At 69.7% G+C, this 18,992-nt stretch carries 17 protein-coding genes; 12 read left to right on the plus strand and 5 right to left on the minus strand.

Annotation, left to right across the window (positions count from 1 at the left end; all coding sequences use genetic code 11):
* Positions 1 to 29: 29 nt before the first annotated feature.
* The 4 genes from AW272_RS11460 to speB are packed head-to-tail and all read left to right on the plus strand — an operon-like array spanning position 30 to position 4,087.
* Positions 30 to 920 carry a sirohydrochlorin chelatase gene (locus AW272_RS11460; protein ID WP_083958192.1) on the plus strand — a complete coding sequence of 297 codons (891 nt, stop codon included), beginning with the start codon at positions 30 to 32 and terminating at the stop codon, positions 918 to 920.
* Complete coding sequence (cobC, locus tag AW272_RS11465; RefSeq protein WP_066363550.1) at positions 920 to 2,080, plus strand: Rv2231c family histidinol phosphate aminotransferase CobC; 1,161 nt, start codon at positions 920 to 922, stop codon at positions 2,078 to 2,080. Before AW272_RS11460 ends, cobC begins: the two co-directional genes overlap by 1 nt.
* A complete protein-coding gene (gene cobT, locus AW272_RS11470; RefSeq protein WP_066363551.1) occupies positions 2,064 to 3,089 on the plus strand; it encodes a nicotinate-nucleotide--dimethylbenzimidazole phosphoribosyltransferase in 1,026 nt (341 codons plus the stop codon). Before cobC ends, cobT begins: the two co-directional genes overlap by 17 nt.
* The gene (gene speB, locus AW272_RS11475; RefSeq protein ID WP_066363553.1) at positions 3,086 to 4,087 is read left to right on the plus strand and encodes an agmatinase; all 1,002 of its coding nucleotides are present in this window, start codon (positions 3,086 to 3,088) and stop codon (positions 4,085 to 4,087) included. Before cobT ends, speB begins: the two co-directional genes overlap by 4 nt.
* 4 nt (positions 4,088 to 4,091) lie before the next feature.
* Here the strand turns inward: speB and AW272_RS11480 are convergent, their stop codons facing one another.
* On the minus strand, positions 4,092 to 5,045 hold the full coding sequence (locus AW272_RS11480) for a CHRD domain-containing protein (RefSeq protein WP_066363554.1): 954 nt from the start codon (positions 5,043 to 5,045) through the stop codon (positions 4,092 to 4,094).
* Positions 5,046 to 5,260: 215 nt separating this feature from the next.
* On the opposite strand from AW272_RS11480, the gene cobA reads away from it, so the two are divergent.
* Genes cobA through AW272_RS11495 form a run of 3 tightly spaced genes read left to right on the plus strand, consistent with a single transcriptional unit; the run spans position 5,261 to position 9,944 of the window.
* On the plus strand, positions 5,261 to 6,493 hold the full coding sequence (gene cobA, locus AW272_RS11485; protein WP_066363555.1) for a uroporphyrinogen-III C-methyltransferase: 1,233 nt from the start codon (positions 5,261 to 5,263) through the stop codon (positions 6,491 to 6,493).
* A gap of 47 nt (positions 6,494 to 6,540) precedes the next feature.
* Positions 6,541 to 8,322, plus strand: coding sequence for a GTPase family protein (locus AW272_RS11490; protein ID WP_157518476.1), 1,782 nt, complete (start codon positions 6,541 to 6,543; stop codon positions 8,320 to 8,322).
* Entirely contained in the window at positions 8,319 to 9,944 is a 1,626-nt protein-coding gene (locus AW272_RS11495) for a GTPase (protein WP_066363556.1), read from the plus strand. Before AW272_RS11490 ends, AW272_RS11495 begins: the two co-directional genes overlap by 4 nt.
* Positions 9,945 to 10,057: 113 nt before the next feature.
* Here AW272_RS11495 and ssb read toward each other — a convergent pair whose 3' ends face one another.
* Entirely contained in the window at positions 10,058 to 10,588 is a 531-nt protein-coding gene (gene ssb, locus AW272_RS11500; RefSeq protein ID WP_066363560.1) for a single-stranded DNA-binding protein, read from the minus strand.
* Positions 10,589 to 11,281: 693 nt separating this feature from the next.
* Between ssb and AW272_RS11505 the strand changes: the two genes are divergently transcribed.
* Together AW272_RS11505 and ettA are read left to right on the plus strand one after the other, a co-directional pair.
* Positions 11,282 to 12,502: a GGDEF domain-containing protein gene (locus AW272_RS11505; protein ID WP_245657425.1), complete on the plus strand. Its 1,221-nt coding sequence runs from the start codon at positions 11,282 to 11,284 to the stop codon at positions 12,500 to 12,502.
* Between the two features lie 21 nt (positions 12,503 to 12,523).
* Positions 12,524 to 14,188, plus strand: a complete 1,665-nt coding sequence (gene ettA, locus AW272_RS11510) for an energy-dependent translational throttle protein EttA (protein WP_066363562.1) — start codon at positions 12,524 to 12,526, stop codon at positions 14,186 to 14,188.
* 369 nt (positions 14,189 to 14,557) lie between these two features.
* On the opposite strand, the gene AW272_RS41925 is transcribed toward ettA, so the two are convergent.
* Both AW272_RS41925 and AW272_RS11520 read right to left on the minus strand, forming a co-directional pair.
* On the minus strand, positions 14,558 to 14,938 hold the full coding sequence (locus AW272_RS41925) for a hypothetical protein (protein WP_157518477.1): 381 nt from the start codon (positions 14,936 to 14,938) through the stop codon (positions 14,558 to 14,560).
* Between the two features lie 21 nt (positions 14,939 to 14,959).
* On the minus strand, positions 14,960 to 15,337 hold the full coding sequence (locus AW272_RS11520) for a VOC family protein (RefSeq protein WP_066363567.1): 378 nt from the start codon (positions 15,335 to 15,337) through the stop codon (positions 14,960 to 14,962).
* Positions 15,338 to 15,369: 32 nt separating this feature from the next.
* On the opposite strand from AW272_RS11520, the gene AW272_RS11525 reads away from it, so the two are divergent.
* From AW272_RS11525 to AW272_RS11535, 3 genes are read left to right on the plus strand one after another with little or no spacing between them, the layout of a single operon-like run.
* A complete protein-coding gene (locus AW272_RS11525; protein WP_066363569.1) occupies positions 15,370 to 16,116 on the plus strand; it encodes an HAD family hydrolase in 747 nt (248 codons plus the stop codon).
* Positions 16,117 to 16,153: 37 nt separating this feature from the next.
* Positions 16,154 to 16,867 carry an SDR family oxidoreductase gene (locus AW272_RS11530; protein ID WP_066363574.1) on the plus strand — a complete coding sequence of 238 codons (714 nt, stop codon included), beginning with the start codon at positions 16,154 to 16,156 and terminating at the stop codon, positions 16,865 to 16,867.
* A gap of 51 nt (positions 16,868 to 16,918) precedes the next feature.
* Positions 16,919 to 17,383 (plus strand): winged helix-turn-helix transcriptional regulator, encoded by a 465-nt coding sequence (locus AW272_RS11535; protein WP_066363576.1) that lies wholly within the window; start codon positions 16,919 to 16,921, stop codon positions 17,381 to 17,383.
* A gap of 114 nt (positions 17,384 to 17,497) precedes the next feature.
* Here AW272_RS11535 and AW272_RS11540 read toward each other — a convergent pair whose 3' ends face one another.
* Positions 17,498 to 18,991, minus strand: a complete 1,494-nt coding sequence (locus AW272_RS11540; RefSeq protein ID WP_066363578.1) for a glycoside hydrolase family 13 protein — start codon at positions 18,989 to 18,991, stop codon at positions 17,498 to 17,500.
* Position 18,992 lies beyond the last annotated feature (1 nt).

Here is an 18,992-nt window from a genome sequence, read left to right on the forward strand (position 1 = left end):
AGCAGGTCAAGCCAGGGGAGATCGTTGAGATGAGACCGCCGCTGCTGCTCATCGGGCACGGCACGCATGACGATACCGGCGTAGCCGAATTCGGCCGGTTCGTCCATCGGCTCCGTTGCCGCCTCGACCGAGACGTCGCCGACGTCTCGGGAGGTTTCGTCAGCGGGGCCCGGCCACCACTCGGCGAGTCGATCGCCTCACTCGTCGCGCGCGGCCACCACCACCTCGTCGCGCAGCCGCTGAGCCTCACGGGCGACCGCGCCGCACTGGGTGACATTCCCGGCACGCTCGCGCTGGCCCAGGAACTCCACCCGACGCTCGGATACGACCTGGGCCGCCCGCTCGGCCCCGATCCGCGCATCCTGGAACTCCTGGCCGAACGCCTCGCCGACGCCGCCGACGACATGCCCACCTTCGTGCGCGGCGCGTTCGTCGAGGAGCCCGAGCCGATCACGCCCGCCGAGACGGCGGTAGTCCTGGTCGGCCACGGCTCGCCCAGCACCGCCGCGAACGCCGAGGTCCACCGGGTGTCGCGGCTGTTCTGGGAGACCCACGCGGCCGACTACCTGACGGTCGAGACGGCCTACGTGTCCCACGCGCGCCCGGGAGTCCCCGGCGGCCTGGAACGCTGCCGCCGCCTGGGCGCCAAGCGGGTCATCGTGCTGCCGTACGTCCTGTTCGCCGGTGGAGTGCTGGAGCGCATCTGGGCCGCGGCCCTGGCCTACGGCGCCAACCACGAGGGCCTGGACATCCGCTGCGCCGAGGTCATCGGCGACTGCGAGGGCCTGGCCGACGTGGTCATCGACCGCTACGAGGAGGCCCTGGCCGGCGCCGCCGCCACCACGGCCCGCCAACGCTACGCCGACGCCCTGGCCACCGAACGGCTCCAGGAGATCTTCCCGGTCCCGGCCATCGTCTGATGCCTTCCGGCTCCAACCACGGGTCTACCGGCCGTGGGCCCGATCACCATGACCTGCGCCACCACGGGGACAGCGAGGTCGGGCCCGGCCTGGTGGACCTGGCGGTGAACGTCCGCCAGGGGATGCCTCCGAAGTGGCTCCGCGAAATCCTCGTGACGTCTTTGTCGGAAATTTCGGCATATCCCAACGCGGAGCGAGCCACCCGCATCGTCGCCGAACACCACGGCCGCGTCCCCGAAGAGGTCCTGCTGACCGTGGGCGCGGCAGAGGCGTTCACATTGCTCGCCCGGGTTCTTTCAATGGGTCGGCCAGGTCATGAACCCGCCGCCGTGCGGGAGTTCTCTACGGGGCGGCCGGATGCTGACGGTGCCGCTACCTCGCGGGTGCTGCCTGTGCTGCGGCCGGTTGTGGTGCATCCGCAGTTCACCGAGCCCGAGGCGGCGCTGCGTGCGGTCGGCTTCAACCCCGGGCGGGTGTTGCTGCCGGATCCTTTCGTGCTGAACGCGTCGCTCATCCCGGACGACGCCGATCTCGTGATGATCGGCAATCCGACGAACCCGACGTCGGTTCTGCACCCCGCCGAGACGATCGCCTCGCTTGCCCGTGAGGGTCGGTATCTGGTCGTCGATGAGGCTTTCGCCGACTGTGTGCCCGGCGAACCGGAATCGCTGGCGTCGGCCAGGCTGCCCGGTCTGGTGGTCATCCGCAGCCTCACCAAGACCTGGGGCCTGGCCGGGCTGCGGATCGGTTACGTCATCGGGCCGCCGGAGCTCATCGCCGCGATGCGGGAGGCGCAGCCGCTCTGGGCGGTCTCCACGCCCGCGCTGGCCGCCGCCGAGGCGTGCGTCTCGCCGCGGGCGCAGGCGGAATCCTTCAAGTGGGCCGAGGAAATGGCCGGTCAGCGCCAGGCTCTCATTGATGGCCTGACCGATCTGGGGGCCTATGTCGTGCCCGACCCCCAAGCCTCTTTTGTCTGTGTACGTCTCCCGCACGCCCTCCACCTCAGAACCCTCCTCCGGGCCAGGGGCTTCGCCGTGCGCAGGGCCGACACCTTCCCCGGCCTGGGCCCGGAGTGGCTACGCGTCGCGGTGCGCGACGATGAGACGACGGCCGCCTTCCTGGCGGCGCTGAAGGAGGCCCGCGATGATCAGCCCGCTTGACCCCGCCGCCATGGCCGATGCGAGAGCACACCACGACCGCCTGACCAAACCCCGGGGCGCCCTCGGCGTCCTTGAGGACGTCGCGGTCCAGCTGGCGGGTATCGCGGCCCTCTCACCCCCGCCGCTGCCCCAGCCGGTGGCGCTGGCGATCTTCGCGGCGGATCACGGCGTACACGACCAGGGGGTTTCTCCCTGGCCCCAAGAGGTGACCCAGCAGATGGTCGCCAATTTCCTGGCGGGCGGCGCGGTGGCGAACGCGTTCGCGGGCCAGATCGGCGCCTCGGTGACCGTGGTCGACGTCGGCGTGAACGGAGATCTTCCGGAGGCGCCCGGCCTGATCGCCCGCAAGGTCCGCAGAGGCACCGCCGACCTGTCGCTGGGTCCGGCGATGACCGACGCGGAAGCGGCGCGGGCCCGGGAGGTCGGCGCCGAGGTGGCCGCCCAGTTGATCTCCCAGGGAGCCAGGTGCCTGGTCACCGGCGACATGGGCATCGCCAACACGACGGCGTCGGCGGCGCTGATCTGTTCGTACACGGGCAAGAAGCCGGGCGAGGTCACGGGACGCGGGACCGGCATCGACGACGCCATGCTCGCCCACAAGATCGAGATCGTCACCCGGGCGCTGGAGGTCAACCGGGGCCGCGATCCGCTGGCCGCTCTCGGCGGGCTGGAGCACGCGGCGATCGCCGGATATCTGCTGAAAGCGGCGGAACTGCGGATCCCCGTCATCCTCGACGGCGTGATCGCCGGAGCGGCCGCGCTGGCCGCCGCCGCGCTGGAGCCCGACGCCGTCGGCTACTGGATCGCCGGCCACCGTTCGGCCGAGCCGGGCCACACCGCCGCGCTGGCCCACCTGGGCCTGCGCCCGCTGGTCGACCTGGAACTCCGGCTGGGCGAGGGCACGGGCGGCCTGCTGGCCCACCCGCTGGTCGTCGCGGCGGCCCGGGTGCTGCACGAGGTCGCCACCTTCGACGCCGCCGGCGTCACCGACAAGGAGGCCCTCGCATGACCCGCTACGGCCCCATGTACGGCCCCGACATCACGTTCCTCGGCGTCGACCGTTGCGATCTGACCGACCCCGCGTCCTTCGAGGACGCCGACGTGGTCATCCTCGGCGCGCCGTTCGACGGCGGGACCAGCCACCGGCCGGGTGCCCGCTTCGGTCCCTCGGCCATGCGTCAGGCCTGCTACCTGGGCCACGACGGCTCCCGGCCGAGCCTCGCCCTGCGTGTCGACGGTCTCAAGGACATCCGGGTCCTGGACGCGGGCGACGTCGAGTGCTTCTCCGGCGACCTGGAGACCTCGATCCGCGACATCGAGGCGGCGGTGCACACGATCGCCGCCTCCGGCGCCATCCCCGTGATCCTCGGCGGCGACCACTCGATCGCGCTCCCCGACGCCCGGGGCGTGGCCCGTCACCACGGCTTCGGCCGCGTCTCGATGATCCACTTCGACGCCCACGCCGACACCGGCGAGATCGAGTTCGGCCACCTCTACGGCCACGGCCAGCCCATGCGCCGCCTGATCGAGTCGGGCGCCATCCGGGGCGACCGGTTCCTCCAGATCGGGCTGCGCGGCTACTGGCCCGGCCCCGAGGTGCTGACCTGGATGGCCGCGCAGAACATGCGTTCCTACGAGATGACGGAGATCGTCCACAGAGGCCTTCCTGAGTGCCTCACCGAGGCCTTCACCATCGCCCTGGACGACTGCGACGGCATCTTCCTGTCCGTCGACATCGACGTCTGCGACCCGGGCCACGCCCCCGGCACCGGCACCCCCGAACCGGGGGGCCTGTCGGCCCGGGAGCTCCTCGACTCGGTCCGCCGCATTTGCTATGAACTGCCGGTCGTCGGCCTGGAGGTCGTAGAGGTCGCGCCGCCCTACGACCATGCCGACATCACCGCCCTGCTGGGCAACCGGGTCGTCCTGGAGGCCCTGTCGGCCATCGCCCGGAGACGGTCGGGCGAGCCGTGGGATCCCCGTCAGCCGCTACTGGACGGCCGCTGACGGTCTACCAGCGGCCGCCGTAGAGCTGGCCGCGCACCGCGCCACCCGGGAACTCGGCGGTGTGGAGGTTGGTGTACCAGTTCTTCGGGGCCTTGTTGATGCGCTTGACCAGCGACGACGAGGCGGTGGCGGTGCCGGCGAGACCGTTGATGCCCGCGGGGAGGCCCGCGGAGGCCGCGAAGAAGTCCACGGCGACCGGGCCGTTCTTGCCCTTGGGGGCCTTGTGGATGTGGGCCAGGGTCGGCGCGGCGATGTTCTCCCAGACGGTCGCGAAGTGGACCTTGGTGCCCTTGGCCCAGACCAGCCAGACGGCCTTGCCGTTCTTGTCGCCGACCTTCGTCCCGGGGGCCGGGACCTCCTGGCGGCCGTCGGCGATCGCGGTCAGCGTCGAACGCGAACCGGTGGCCAGCACCGTGTCGAGCTCGACCGGCTTGATGCGGTGGAGCTGGGCCCGGACGGCGCCGCCGGGGAACTCGGCGGTGTGCAGGTTGGCGTACCACGCGGACGGGTTGTTCTTGATCCGGTTGAGGAGGCCGGCGTCGTTGATCGTCACGATGCCCTTGACGGCGCTCAGGCTGGTCGGCAGCGCGCTCCCGAAGAACGGGATCTTCACGTCGCCGTTCGCGCCCTTCTTGCCCTGGTGGATGTGGAAGGCGCTGGGAGCCGCGGTGCCCTGCCAGCGGATGGCGTACTCGACCTTGTTGCCGCGGATCCGGAACGCCGCGACCGCGATGCCGTTCTTGTCCCCGACCTTCGCGCCCGCCGCCGGAACCTCGTTCTTGCCGAGCAGCGTCGCCGCGAAGTAGGCGTCGGAACTGTGGTGTCCGGACAGCGCGTTGGCCTGGGTCGACTGCGAGGTGGCCGGAGTCCCGTGCTCGTGCCCGGGATTGGCGGCGGCGGGGGTGGCCGCCACCGCGGCGGCGAGGGCGAGACCAGGGACGATGAGGGTGCGCAGCATTTCGGGAAACTCCTGTTTGTCGTTTCGAGGGTGCTGCGAATGACAGTAGGAGTTGCGATAGGCCCCGTTATGTGGTCAATTACCCACTCAACAGCAGTGTGACCGAGGTCACTCCTCATGGGTGACAAGACCGATAACGACGATCTCTTGAGTCCCGTCCCAGGCCAGCCGGTAGGTTTACTGCCTAACGAAACCTGTGCCACAACGAGGGAGAAATGGCCCCCTATCTGCTCGGCCTGCGGCTCGACGGGCGGCGGGTGCTGGTCGTCGGTGGCGGCCGGGTCGCCCAGCGCCGCATTCCCGCTCTGCTCGACGCCGGCGCCTCGGTCACGCTGGTCTCACCCAGCGCGACCCCCGCGCTCGACGACCTGATCGCCGACGGCCGCGTCACCTGGGAACGCCGCCGCTACCAGGAGGGCGACGTCGACGGCGCCTGGCTCGTGCACGCCTGCACCAGCGACCGCGCCGCCAACGCCACCATCGCCGAAGAAGCCGAGGCCAAACGCATCTGGTGCGTCCGCGCCGACGACAAGGACGCCTCCGCCGCCTGGACGCCCGCGAGCGGCCGGGTCGGCGAGATCGGTGTCGCGGTCACCGCCGGGGGAGACCCGCGCCGCGCGGCCGGCATCCGCGACGCCGTGGTCGACGCCCTCCGCGACGGCGCGATCGACGCCCGCCGCCACCGCGACAAGCCCGTCGGCGTCGCGCTGGTCGGCGGCGGCCCGGGAGACCCGGGCCTGATCACCGTGCGGGGCCGCCAGCTCCTGGCCCAGGCCGACGTCGTGATCGCCGACCGCCTCATCCCCCGTTCCCTTCTGGACGAACTCTCCGCCGACGTCGAGCTGATCGACGCCGCCAAGGTGCCCTATGGAAGGTTCCTGGCCCAGGAGAAGATCAACGAACTGCTCGTCTCCCGCGCCCAGGAGGGGAAGTTCGTCGTCCGCCTCAAGGGCGGCGACCCCTTCGTCTTCGGCCGCGGCGGCGAGGAGATGCTGGCCTGCGCCGAGGCGGGGGTCCCCGTGATCGTCGTCCCGGGGATCACCAGTGCGGTCGCGGTGCCCGCTGCGGCGGGCGTCCCGGTCACCCACAGGGGCGTCAGTCAGGACTTCCACGTCGTCTCGGTGCATGTCGCCCCCGGACATCCGGCGTCAACCGTTGACTGGAAGCTATTGGCGGGATCAGAGGGAACCCTGATACTGCTGATGGCCGTGGAACGCATAGCGGAGATCGCCGACACTTTGCTGCGTGAGGGACGTTCGCCGGAAACTCCCGTAATGGTGGTACAGGACGGTACTCTTCCCACCCAACGGGCGGTGCGCGCCACCTTGCACGACGTAGCTGAGCGCGTCCACTCCGCGGGCGTACGGCCACCGGCGATCGTCATCGTCGGCGACGTCGTCAAGGTCGGTCAGGAGATCGAAATGGTGCGAGCGGAGCGAGCCCGATGAAGGCTGCCAACCAGACACCGCGGTCCGAACCCGCAGACGAGGCCGTCATGCCCGAGGAAGAACCCGAGTCGCCCGGCGAGCAGACGCTCAGTTTCCGGGCCATCACGGACGATCAACCGCCAGAAGAACCATCTGTCGAGGACGACTTCTCCGAAGAGGAGGAGGAGTTCGACCTCCCCGAGCAGGTGTCCAGCGCGCTGACCGACGCCCTCAGCCAGCTCCGCGAGGCCGTCACCGGCCTCCATCTGGGCCTGGACGTGCCCGGCGCCGACGAAGCCCGCAAATCCCAGGCGGCGGTGCTGGCCCAGCTCGACGACTACGTGATCCCCCGCGTCCACATGAGCACCGCCCCCGCCCTGATCGTCGTCGCCGGATCGACGGGGGCCGGGAAGTCCACCCTGGTCAACACCCTCGCCGCGCAGACCGTCAGCGCCACCGGCGTCCGCCGCCCCACCACGGGCACCCCCGTCCTGGTCTGCAACCCGGCCGACGAACTGTGGTTCCAGAAGGGGACGCTGCTGAGCGGCCTCACCCGGGTCGACGAACCGGGGGAGGGCCCCGGCGCCGACTCGATCGTGGTCGCCTCCACCAAGTGGCTGCCCCACGGTGTGGCCCTGCTCGACACCCCCGACATCGACTCGGTCGTCGAGGAACACCACGACATCGCCCACCGCATGCTCGACGCGGCCGACCTGTGGGTCTTCGTCACCAGCGCCTCGCGCTACGCCGACGCCCCCTCGTGGGGCCTGCTGAAGCTGGCCAAGGAACGCGGCGCCCGCCTGGTGATCGTCCTGTCCCGGGTCCCCGCACGGTCCCGCGAGGTCATCTCCAAGCACTTCACCCGCATGCTCGACGAATACGGCCTCGGCGAGGTGGAGCGCTTCATCATCAACGAGACCTCCGTCACCAACGGCAGGCTGCCCGACGAAGAGGTGGCCGACCTCCGCATGTGGCTGTCGGAGCTCTCCGTCGACGAGCAGCGCCGCGCGCTGGCCGTCCAGGCGACGCTGAACGGCGTGCTCAACAGCTTCCGGGCCCGCGTCCCCGCGCTGGCCCGCCACCTGGAGACCCAGGTCGCGCTGCGTGCCGACCTGCGCTCGGACATCGACGCCGCGTTCTCCAGCGCCCTGTCCGAGATCGAGGAGTCGACCCGCGACGGCTCGCTGCTGCGCGGTGAGGTGCTGGCCCGCTGGCAGGACTTCGCCGGCTCCGGCGACCTGATGCGCACCCTCCAGATCCGCAAAGCCAAGAACCACGGCCCCGAACGCATCGGCGCGCTGCGCGGCGCCCTGCGCAGCGGCCTCGAATCGGTCATCAGCACCGCCGTCCACCGCGCCTCCGAGGAGGTCGTCACCCGCTGGCGCCAGCGCGCCGGAGCGGGCGACCGCCTGGCCGCCCTGCCGGGCCTGGGCCGCCCGGAGGAGGACATCGACCGCCACACCGCCCGCATGGTCGCCTCCTGGCAGGACCATGTGACCGAGCTGGTCCGCACCGAGGGCGTGACCAAGCGGTCGGTCGCCCGTCTGGTCTCCTTCGACGTGGAGTCGCTCGCTTTGATCTTCACCGTCGGCCTGCTCGGCTACGGCACCGGCGACGCCCCCGGCGGCAACGGAGCCCTGCCGCAGCGCCTCCTGCGCGGCCTGCTCGGCGCCGAGTCGCTGCGCAGCATCAGCGGAAAGGCCCGTTCCGACCTGCGCGCCCGCATCGGCTTACTGTTCGACGACGAGACGCTCCGCTACGTCGACGCACTCGACGGAGCCGGGATCCCCGACGAGGCCGCGGCCACCCGCCTCTACCAGGCCACGTACAACCTTGAGGTAGCCAGATGACGATAACCGCCGAGCCCAGGCACGGCCTCGGCACGCGGCTGGCCGCCCTGACCAGGGTGGTCGATCTCGGCCAGGGGCGCGAGGACGCCGACCTGCTGACCGAGGCGACCCAACTGATCATCCGGGCCGGCAACCGCCTCAAACTCTCCCCCGACCACACCGTCGTAGCGTTGGCAGGCGGGACGGGCAGCGGAAAGTCCTCCCTGTTCAACGCCATCTCGGGCCTGGAACTGTCGCCGACGGGCGTCCGCCGTCCGACCACGGCCCGAACCCACGCCTGCGTCTGGGGCCTGGAAGGCGCGGCCCCCCTGCTCGACTGGCTCCAGATCCAGTGGCGCCACCGCTTCTCCCGGGCCAGCGCCCTCGACAAGGACGACGGCCAGCTCCACGGCCTCATCCTGATGGACCTCCCCGACCACGACTCCATCCGCGCCCTCACCGACACCGAGGCCGACCGCCTCATCACGGCCGCCGACCTGATCGTCTGGGTCCTCGACCCCCAGAAGTACGCCGACGCCTCCACCCACCGCCGCTACGTGACCGAACTCGCCGGCCACGACGCCGTGACCGTCTTCGCCCTGAACCAGGCCGACCGCCTGACCCCCGACGAGGTCGAGGAATGCCTCGCCGACCTCCGCGCCCTGCTGGCCCGCGAAGGCGTCGAGAACCCCCGCGTGGTCGCGACCTCGGCCGTGACCGGCGGCGGGATCGTCGACCTGAGGGCCGAGTTGGCCGAGTCGGTCAGCGCCCGCCGGGCCGGCTACCTGCGCATCGAGGCCGACCTCGACCGCCTGATGCTGCGCCTGGCCAAGGACATGCCGGCCATGCTCAAGGTCGACCCGGCCATCGACCCCGCCCGCCGGGCCGGCCTGACCGACGCCCTGTGCGACGCGGTAGGTTCCCCCGCCGTCGGCGAGGCCCTGGAGAACGTCCACGGCACCCGCTCGATCGACTTCGTCGGCTGGCCCTGGGCCCGCTGGGCCGCCCGATTCCAGGGCGACCCGCTGAAGCACCTGAAGCTCGGCGACGTGAAAGAGGAGATCCGGAGCCTCGTCTCCGAATCGGTGCGCGCCCAGCCCGCCGAGGTCGACAACGCCGTCCAGGCCCTGTCGGACGGCCTGACCCAGCGCATGCCCGAACCCTGGCAGGACGCCGTCCGCGACGCCGCCCGCTCCCGGTCGGGCCAGCTGCCCAAGGTGCTGACCGACGAACTGGCCGAGATCGCGCCGCCGCTCGACCGGGTGCCCGGCTGGTGGCGGCTGGCCAAGACCTGGCAGTACCTCCTGGTGCTGCTGTTCGTGGCCGGCCTCGGGGTGACGGGGGCGATCCTGGTCTACGGGGTGCTCGAAGCCGGTGAACCCCCCGCCGAGCTGCTGGGAGACGTGGCCGCCCTCCCGTGGGTGCTGCTGATGATGGTCAGCGTGCTGGGCGTGGGCCTCCTTTCCGCCGTCGCGAGCCGCAACTTCGTGGTCATGGCCGCCGGCAAGGAGCGCGACCGCTTGGAGCGCGAAATGCGCCGCCGCGTGGCGGCCGTGGCCCAGGACCTGGTGATCGAACCGGTCGAACGCGAACTGACCAGATACAACGACTACTTCGCGGCCCTGGACACCTCGCGCCGCTAGCGGCCACGGGACCCATCGATCAGCCTGACCTGGGATGGCAGGCTGATCGAACCGCGTCCCGCGCCGACTGCCGACCTGCTCAGGTGAGCTGGACAAGTCGGCGGTTCGGATGGTCAGGCGGCCGCCGGAACCAGCTCTTCGGGCCACGACTCGGAGTCGTCCTCCGAAGGCTCGCCCGCGCCGCCCTCCAGAACGCGCAGGCCGGGCGTGTTGAGCTCCCAGTCGCGGGTGTCGTCTTCCATCCCCCGCAGGTCGTCGTCGGTGGCGGGCCCCCGCGAGACGCCACGGGCCGGGCGCTCGAAGGTGGAGATGCCCCACTTCAGGTCGTGGCCGACCGAGGTGGCCTCCACCTCGACCCAGAAGCGCTGCTCGCCCTCGCGCTCGAACTGCTTGACCCGGAGTTTGCCGACCACCACGACCGGCTGGCCCCGCCGGACCGACTGGGCGACGTGGTCGGCCAGCCCCCGGTAAGACCGGACCGTGTAGAAGGTCGTCTCGCCGTCACGCCAGGTCTGCGACTGGCGGTCGAGCACCCGGCGGTCGACGGCCACCCGCATGGAGGTGGCCCGGGACCCGTCGCCGAACGTGAACTGCTTGGGGTCGTCGGTGACGTTGCCGGTCAGCGTCACGTAGATCTCGCTCATTGCTCTCTGTCCTCCGTCTGCCCGGACCCTCGCCGGGCTCGGCACAACATTCGCCCGTTCTCCTCGGGGCGACTCGGACAGAAGCCGGCTCTGTGGATAACCCTGATCGCGCCAGAAGCCCTGTGGACAACCCCGAACACCGCCGGAAAACCCAAAAACCAGACCTGGCAGTCGTGCGCCAGATCTGGTTAGTGATCTTCAGGTCCAGGAAAAGTTGGGGGACCCGGTTCGCCGCTCCGGATGGGGAGATCCGGAAGCGGCCATCTACTAGCTGTACATCTGAGAGACGGTCGCTGGTGCGCGATGGAGGGGGCATCGGCCGTGCGCGGCCGGTACCCCGAACGCTGTCTTACCAGCGTGGGGAGGACGGCCGATGGCGACTAAACGTGTCGCTGCTAGAGCACCAGACAGATCAGGTCCAGACAACGCCCCGAGCCATGGCTGCTCCTTTCCACGCACAACCCGCTCCGATTGAGCGGTTACCTCCGTGCCGGCCATCGGAATGTGATGACCACCTCGCCCAAGGTAGCGGTTCCCGTCGCGCGCCGCACACTCCGCAACTATTGTGTTACACATCGTGAGACGCTGCGTTCAGCGGATGAGAAGCGTTTGGGGGAGCGGATGACAGCGCCCAGTCAGACCTCGGCCAAACCAATCGGGGGGCCTCCGTCACGGGCGGGCCGCTGGCCGTTGATGGCCCAGCGACGCCCGCTGGTCGGCTATCTCTTTCTGATCGTCACCATCGATCTCGCCGCGATCGTCGGGCTGGCCCTCGGGACCGTCCCCTCGATCGGCGATCTGCTGGTGTTCTGCTCGCTGATGGCCTGTGGCGCCGTGTGCATCGAGGCGACCCGGCGGCTCGGCATGCCCGCCGGGGTGTCCCGTGACCTGCTCTCGGCCTGGTGGCTGCCGGTGGCGTTGCTGTTGCCGCCGGTCTACGCGCTGCTGGCGCCGATTCCGCTGCAGATCCTGCTCCAGTTGCGGGTCCGTGCCACGGTCGCCTACCGGCGCGTGGTCACCTCGGCCGCGATCGGGCTGGCGGCGGGGGCCGCCTCGCTGGTCTTCCACTCGCAGGTCGACGATCCCGCCCGGCTGACCGAGGGGGTGGGGTGGCCGATCGTCCTGGCCGTCGGTTGCGCGGCGCTGTTCACGATCCTCAACACCGGCCTGATCGCGGTCGCCGCCCACACCGCCGATCCCGACCTCCGCTGGCGCGACGTGCTGTGGGATCGGGAGAGCCTGCTACTCGACACGGTCGAGCTGTGTCTCGGGCTGATCGTCGCGATCATGTGCGGGCTCAACATGCTGCTCCTCGTCCTGGCGCTGCCGCCGGTCATGCTGCTGCAACGCAGCCTGATGCACGCCCAGCTCCAGGCCGCCGCCCGCACCGACCCCAAAACCGGGCTGCTCAACGCGGCCGCCTGGCAGCGGGAGGCCGACACGGAGATCGTCCGGGCCCACCGAACGGGCGAGATGCTCGCCCTGCTGATCGTCGACATCGATCACTTCAAGCGGGTCAACGACACCTACGGGCACCTCGTCGGCGATCAGGTTCTGGTCGGGGTGGCGGCCACGCTGCGCAGCCAGCTGCGCGACTACGACGTCGTGGGGCGGTTCGGCGGTGAGGAGTTCGTGGTCCTGCTGCCACGGGCCGATCTGGCCGAGGCGAGGCGGGTGGCCGAGCGGCTGCGCAGCCGCGTCGGCCGCATGGCGGTGCCGGCCGACGATGCGATGATCACGGTCACGATCTCGCTGGGGGTCGCGATCATGAACGTCCACGGGCATGATCTCATTGAGCTGCTGGCCGCCGCTGACCTGGCGCTTTATCGGGCCAAGGAGCTCGGGCGCGATCGGGTCTGCCTGCCGGCCCAGCAGATGCCCCCGTCCGGAGGTAAGCCAGCAACCGCGTGCTGAGTTGGCACTAAGCTTGTTTGCATGGCCGAGTACATCTACACCATGCAGCGCGTGCGCAAAGCACACGGCGACAAGGTGATCCTTGACGACGTCACGCTGTCCTTCCTGCCCGGAGCGAAGATCGGGGTGCTTGGCCCGAACGGAACGGGCAAGTCCACTCTGCTGCGCATGATGGCCGGGATCGAACCCACCTCCAACGGCGATGCCCGCCTGATGCCCGGTTTCACCGTGGGCATGCTGCAGCAGGAGCCGCCGCTCAACGAGTCCAAGACCGTTCTTGGGAACGTCGAGGAGGGCGTCGCCGAGACCAAGGCGATGCTCGACCGTTTCAACGCCATCGCCGAGCAGATGGCCACCGACTACAGCGACGCCCTGCTCGACGAGATGGGCAAACTGCAAGACGAGCTCGACCACCGCAACGCGTGGGATCTCGAATCGCAGCTCGAGCAGGCGATGGACGCTCTGCGCTGCCCGCCGCCCGACGCCGAGGTGACCACCCTCTCGGGTGGTGAGCGCCGCCGCGTCGCGCTGTGCAAGCTGCTCCTGGAGCAGCCCGACCTGCTGCTGCTCGACGAGCCCACCAACCACCTCGACGCCGAGAGTGTCAACTGGTTGGAGTCCCACCTCGAGAAATACCCCGGCACCGTCCTGGCCGTCACGCACGACCGTTACTTCCTCGACAACGTGGCGACCTGGATCCTCGAGCTCGACCGTGGCCGTTGTTTCCCCTACGAGGGCAACTACTCGACCTACCTCGAGGCCAAGGCCGCGCGTCTGCGGGTCGAAGGTCAGAAGGACGCCAAGCGCAAGAAGCGTCTTGAAGACGAGCTTGAGTGGGTGCGTTCCAACGCCCGCGCCCGCCAGACCAAGAGCAAGGCCCGTCTCCAGCGCTACGAGGAGATGGCTGCCGAGGCCGACAAGCACCGCAAGCTCGACTTCGAAGAGATCCAGATCCCGCCGGGCCCCCGCCTGGGCACCACGGTGATCCGGGCCGAACACCTGACCAAGGGCTTCGAAGACCGGGTTCTGATGGAGAACCTCGAGTTCGACCTGCCGCGCAACGGCATCGTCGGCATCATCGGCCCCAACGGTGTCGGCAAGACGACCATGTTCCGCATGATCATCGGCGACGAGACCCCCGACAAGGGCGCGATCGTCATCGGTGACACGGTGAAGATCTCCTACGCCGACCAGTCGCGCGGCGGCATCGACCCGAAGAAGAACGTGTGGGAGGTCGTCTCCGACGGCCTCGACTTCATCAAGGTCGGCAACGTGGAAATGCCGTCGCGGGCCTACATCGCCGCGTTCGGCTTCAAGGGTCCCGACCAGCAGAAGAAGGCCGGCGTGCTGTCGGGCGGCGAGCGCAACCGCCTGAACCTCGCGCTGACCCTCAAGCAGGGCGGCAACGTCCTGATGCTCGACGAGCCGACCAACGACCTCGACACCGAGACGCTGTCGTCGCTGGAGAACGCGCTCCTCGAGTTCCCCGGGTGCGCGGTGATCACCTCGCACGACCGGTGGTTCCTCGACCGGATCGCCACCCACATCCTGGCCTGGGAAGAGGGCTCGAACTGGTTCTGGTTCGAGGGCAACTTCGCCGACTACGAGAAGAACAAGATCGAGCGCCTGGGCGCCGACGCGGCCCGGCCCCACCGGGTGACCTACCGGAAGCTGACCCGCGACTGATCGTTCGACAGTGAAGAGGGCTTGATCCGTTGCACGGGTCAAGCCCTCTCGCGTCGGTTCGCTCAGGTCGCCTACGCGGCGTCCCGCCTGATCGCGACCTTCAGCCTGTCGGGCCCCACCGGCGAATTCGTGGTCGCCAACTCTGGCTGCGGAGCAGAAACCTGCCGGGCATCATGCTCTGGCGCCGTCGACACGGGTCTTCGTCAGCCCTGGAGAGGGCCCCGGGCCGGAAGCTGAACTCATTGAAGATCTTCTTCCGTTACGGCTCCGCCCACCCCCACCCCGCCCGCCGCCTGCGCCTCACCCCGCACCCGGCGCCGACCGCCCGTTCCCGCTCCCCGCCGCGACGACAGATCTCCGGCGCCACGATCAGGAAGGCAGGGCGAACGGATCTTCGGGCACCAAGACGCCGTAGTCCTGCAACGGCATCGGATCGTCGAGCACGATCTGCTGAAGCTCGCCCGCCAGGGACAGACCGTCAGGCCGGTCGAGCACGCGCTGGCCCGGAGGCGTTCCACGGCACCCGATCGGCATCTCCGGCGCGTCGGCCGCCAGCTTTCCGTCCAGGTCCAGCAGGACACCGACCGCGTCATACACATCCGCGACGATCTCGGCCGCCTCCTCGTCGCTGACGTCAGGGTGGAGCTCCCGGAACGCCGCCCGCGCTGCCGCGAGGAAACGCGCCGGATCCACGACCACGACGTCCCGGCGCGTCCGGACGCTGATCGTCATGCCCGCTCGTAAATCCATCCTCCGAAGGTAGCCCGGACGTCATTCCCGGACGAGGCAGAACGGATGCCCCGCCGGGTCCGCGTAGACCCGCCAGCCGCGTCTGTCGCCGCCGGTGTCCAGCAGTGTGGCGCCGAGCTTGAGGACGTGGTCGTGAGCCCGGTCGAGGTCGGGGACCCCCAGGTCGAGGTGCACCTGCTGCGGGCGGGCGGGATCCGGCCAGCGGGGCGGGCGATGGTCGTCCACGCGCTGGAAGGCGAACACCAGCCCGCTGTCGGTGTGCAGGGTCGCCCAGGTGTCACCGAGTGCCCAGCGCGGGTCCGGCCGGTTCACCACCCCGCCGATGAGTGACGCGTAGAACCAGGCCAGCTCGTTCACATCAGCACAATCCAGAACCACGCACTGCAGCTTGGCGATCACGAAGAGGAGACTAGACGACCACCGCGCGGGGCATGCCGAGACGGGTGACGGCCGGTGACGTGTCAGTGATCACCTTCGACGGCGATGAGACGTTGTGGGACTTCCAGGGGGCGATGCGCCGGGCCCTGGCGCTCGCGGCGGAGCTGTTCGCGGCCGAAGGGGTGACCCTGGAGGGCCGGCCGGTCACGGCGGTGTGGCTGGCCCAGGTCCGCGATGTGGTGGCGGGCCGGCCTGAGTTCGCGAACGCGCTGATGGAGGACATCCGGCGGGTGGCGTTCGAGGAGTGTGCCCAGCGGACCGGCGCGGGCGCCGGGTTCGCCGGGCGGGTCCACGCCGAATACATGCGCGCCCGGCACGCCGGAGTCACGCTCTATCCCGACGCGCTGCCGTGCCTGCGCGAACTGAAGGCGATGGGCCATCGGCTGGCGCTGATCACCAACGGGAATTCCCGTCCCGAGCTGCTCGGACTGACTGGCCTCCTGGCCTGCACCGTGGTCGCCGCCGAGTGCGGTTACCGGAAGCCCGACCCGCAGATCTATCGACACGCGGCGACGCGACTCGGCGTCCGCCCGCGGGAATGCGTCCATGTCGGCGATCACCTCGTGGAGGACGTGACCGCCTCCGCCGAGGCGGGCATGCGCGCCGTGTGGCTCGACCGGGGCGGCGCGTCGGCCGGGCCGAGACCTGCGCGCGCATGGCATGTAGTCACTGGCCTTCTGGCCGTTCCCGCCCTTCTGCGCGCGACACCTGAATTGGACATGCCTACTCAGGTAGGCTAGGTTCTGGATAGGTATTCAGAACTCAGGGGGAGTAGACATGGACATCCAGAACGCCGTCGCACTGGTGACCGGGGCCAATCGCGGTCTGGGCCGCCACCTGGCCGCCGAGCTGCTCAAGCGTGGGGCCAAGAAGGTCTATGCGGGCGCCCGGCGCCCCGACTCGGTCGATCTGCCGGGAGCGGTGCCCCTCCAGCTGGACATCACCGACCCCGCCTCGGTGGCACAGGCGGCGAAAAGTGCGCCCGACGTCACCCTGCTGATCAACAACGCCGGCGTCAGCACGCACGTGGGACTGATCGACGGCGACCTCGCCGACATCAGACTGGAGATGGAGACCCACTACTTCGGCTCTCTCGGCGTCACGCGCGCCTTCGCCCCCGTCCTCACCGCCAATGGAGGAGGGGCGATCCTCAATGTCCTGTCGGTCCTCTCCTGGGTGCACTATCCGTCCTACGGCGGCTACGGCGCGGCCAAGGCCGCCGAACTGGCCATGACCAACGTGATCCGCCAGGAACTGGCCCCCGCCGGCATCGACGTCACGGCCCTCCACGTCGGCTACATGGACACCGACATGGCCGACTACGTCGACAGCGCGAACAAGGTCGACCCCGCGTGGGTCGCCGGTCTGGCTCTGGACGGCGTTGCGGCGCGCGCCCTCGAAGTGGTCGCCGACGACACGAGCCGCGGTGCCCGAGCCGCCCTCTCCGGCCCGCTCGACCAGCTCTATCCCGGCCTGCCGGCAGCCCGGTAACCCCCCGCCCACTGGGTAGGAATGTGCTACTCAGGGATTAGGCTGGTTGACATGAATGATGTCAATTGCGCGCCGGAAGAGATGTGCTCGATCGCGCGCACGATCGAGGTCGTCGGCGACAAGTGGACCATTCTGATCCTGCGCGAGGCGGCGCTGCGGAAGGTGACCCGCTTCGCCGACTTCCGAACCGGCCTGCGGATCGCCCCGGACATCCTCAGCAACCGCCTCAACATCCTGCTGGAGGCGGGCGTCATGGAGAAGCAGCCCTATCGCGAGCCGGGCGCCCGAACCCGATACAGCTACCACCTGACTCCGGCGGGCGAGAAACTGCTGCTGGTGCTCGCCGCCCTGCAGCAGTGGGGCGACGAGCACCGGCCGCCGACCTCGGGGCCGTCCGTTCTGCGGCGTTCGGCTGATCACGGACGCCCGGTGCGGGTCGCGTTCGTCGACGACACCGATTCCGTGGTCTCCGCCGATGGTGTGCTGTTCCCCTACGCGTCGGAGCGGAGCGCTTGACGGATTTCTGCTCCGAGGTGGAGATTTCTCCGCCCGGGGTGGATGTCCGCGGGAGAAGCGCGTGGGTGGAATTCTTTCCTCCTCGGGACAAACGCCCTCCGGGCGTGTCCGAGGTCAGGCGAGGAGCCAGGCCCCGCCGTCAGGCGGCAGCTGACCGCCGACCAGTGGCGCCGACGCCAGCAGCACCTCTTTGTGGCCGGGCAGATCGACCGCGACGTCCCCGCAGTTGATCGCGCAGATCACCGAGCCCCGGCGGAAGAACAGTGTGTCGTCGGGACCGGCCAGCCACTCGATCGCGTCGCCTTCCATGATCCGCTTCCGCCAGGCGAGGGCCGCCTTGTAGAAGGACAGCGTCGAGGTCGGATCGTCGGACTGCCGCTCGGCGGAGAGCAGCGCCCAGCTCGACGGCTGGGGGAGCCATGATTCCCCCGTGCCGAAGCCATAAGGGCTCGAAGAGCCTGACCACGGCAGCGGGACCCGGCAGCCGTCGCGGCCGGGCAGTTCGCCATCGGTGCGGAAGAAGATGGGGTCCTGACGCTTGTCCGGGGGAATTTCCACTACCTCGGGGAGACCGAGTTCCTCCCCCTGGTAGAGATAAGCCGACCCCGGGAGCGCCAGCATCGCCAGGAGGGCGGCTTTCGCCCGGTCGACCCCGCCCGACGGCGTGAGCGATCCCTCGCCGTAGCGGGTGACGTGGCGCACCGCGTCGTGGCTGGACAGCACCCACGTCGGAGCGGTGATCTCGGTCAGGGTCTTGTCGATCACCGCGCGGAACGCGTCGGCCGACCAGGGCGCCTTCAGCCAGGCGAAACTGAAGCTCTGGTGGAGTTCGTCCGGACGTACATAGAGGGCGAGGTCCTCCGGAGTGTCGGTCCAGACCTCGCCGACGAACGCCCGGTCACCGGGATAGGAGTCCATCAGGGCCCGCCACTCCCGATAGACCCCGTGGACCTCGGGCCTGCTGGACATCGGGCTGTCGGACACGAACCCGGCGGTGGTGTCGGGCAGGTCTTCGGCCTTGTAGAGGCCGTTGGCCACGTCGATCCGGAAGCCGTCGACGCCCCTGTCGAGCCAGAACCTCAGCACGTCGAGGAACTCGGCGTGGACCTCGGGGTTGCGCCAGTTGAAATCGGGCTGTTCGGGGGCGAACAGGTGCAGGTAGTAGGAGCCGTCGGCGACGCGGGTCCAGGCCGGTCCGCCGAAGACGGACTGCCAGTTGTTGGTCGTCTGCCGGAACAGGTAGCGGTCGCGCTTGATCCCGCGCAGCGCCTCCTGGAACCACGGATGCTCGATCGAACTGTGGTTGGGGACGACGTCGATCATCACCCGGATCCCCAGGCCATGGGCCTTCTCGACGAGAGTGTCGAAATCGGCGAGCGTCCCGAAGGTGGGATCGACGTCGCGGTAATCGGCCACGTCATAACCGCCGTCGGCCATCGGCGACTTGTAGAACGGCGTCAGCCAGATGGCGTCGACGCCCAGCTCCGACAGGTAGGGGAGACGGCTGGTCACTCCGGGCAGATCGCCGACGCCGTCTCCCGAGGCGTCGGCGAAACTGCGGACGTAGATCTCGTAGACGACGGCGTCGCGCCACCAGGGAGAAGTCATC

It is taken from the genome of Herbidospora mongoliensis (assembly GCF_001570545.1).
Taxonomy (GTDB): domain Bacteria; phylum Actinomycetota; class Actinomycetes; order Streptosporangiales; family Streptosporangiaceae; genus Herbidospora; species Herbidospora mongoliensis.

Bases quoted from the DNA above. Each gene is read 5' to 3' on its own strand.
- AW272_RS11525 (WP_066363569.1), top strand. From the start codon at position 15,370: ATGCCGAGACGGGTGACGGCCGGTGACGTGTCAGTGATCACCTTCGAC.
- AW272_RS11530 (WP_066363574.1), top strand. From the start codon at position 16,154: ATGGACATCCAGAACGCCGTCGCACTGGTGACCGGGGCCAATCGCGGT.
- speB (WP_066363553.1), top strand. From the start codon at position 3,086: ATGACCCGCTACGGCCCCATGTACGGCCCCGACATCACGTTCCTCGGC.
- ssb (WP_066363560.1), bottom strand. From the start codon at position 10,588: ATGAGCGAGATCTACGTGACGCTGACCGGCAACGTCACCGACGACCCC.
- AW272_RS11460 (WP_083958192.1), top strand. From the start codon at position 30: ATGAGACCGCCGCTGCTGCTCATCGGGCACGGCACGCATGACGATACC.
- cobA (WP_066363555.1), top strand. From the start codon at position 5,261: ATGGCCCCCTATCTGCTCGGCCTGCGGCTCGACGGGCGGCGGGTGCTG.
- AW272_RS11495 (WP_066363556.1), top strand. From the start codon at position 8,319: ATGACGATAACCGCCGAGCCCAGGCACGGCCTCGGCACGCGGCTGGCC.
- AW272_RS11505 (WP_245657425.1), top strand. From the start codon at position 11,282: ATGGCCCAGCGACGCCCGCTGGTCGGCTATCTCTTTCTGATCGTCACC.
- AW272_RS11540 (WP_066363578.1), bottom strand. From the start codon at position 18,991: ATGACTTCTCCCTGGTGGCGCGACGCCGTCGTCTACGAGATCTACGTC.
- AW272_RS41925 (WP_157518477.1), bottom strand. From the start codon at position 14,938: ATGGATTTACGAGCGGGCATGACGATCAGCGTCCGGACGCGCCGGGAC.
- cobC (WP_066363550.1), top strand. From the start codon at position 920: ATGCCTTCCGGCTCCAACCACGGGTCTACCGGCCGTGGGCCCGATCAC.
- AW272_RS11490 (WP_157518476.1), top strand. From the start codon at position 6,541: ATGCCCGAGGAAGAACCCGAGTCGCCCGGCGAGCAGACGCTCAGTTTC.
- ettA (WP_066363562.1), top strand. From the start codon at position 12,524: ATGGCCGAGTACATCTACACCATGCAGCGCGTGCGCAAAGCACACGGC.
- AW272_RS11535 (WP_066363576.1), top strand. From the start codon at position 16,919: ATGAATGATGTCAATTGCGCGCCGGAAGAGATGTGCTCGATCGCGCGC.
- AW272_RS11480 (WP_066363554.1), bottom strand. From the start codon at position 5,045: ATGCTGCGCACCCTCATCGTCCCTGGTCTCGCCCTCGCCGCCGCGGTG.
- cobT (WP_066363551.1), top strand. From the start codon at position 2,064: ATGATCAGCCCGCTTGACCCCGCCGCCATGGCCGATGCGAGAGCACAC.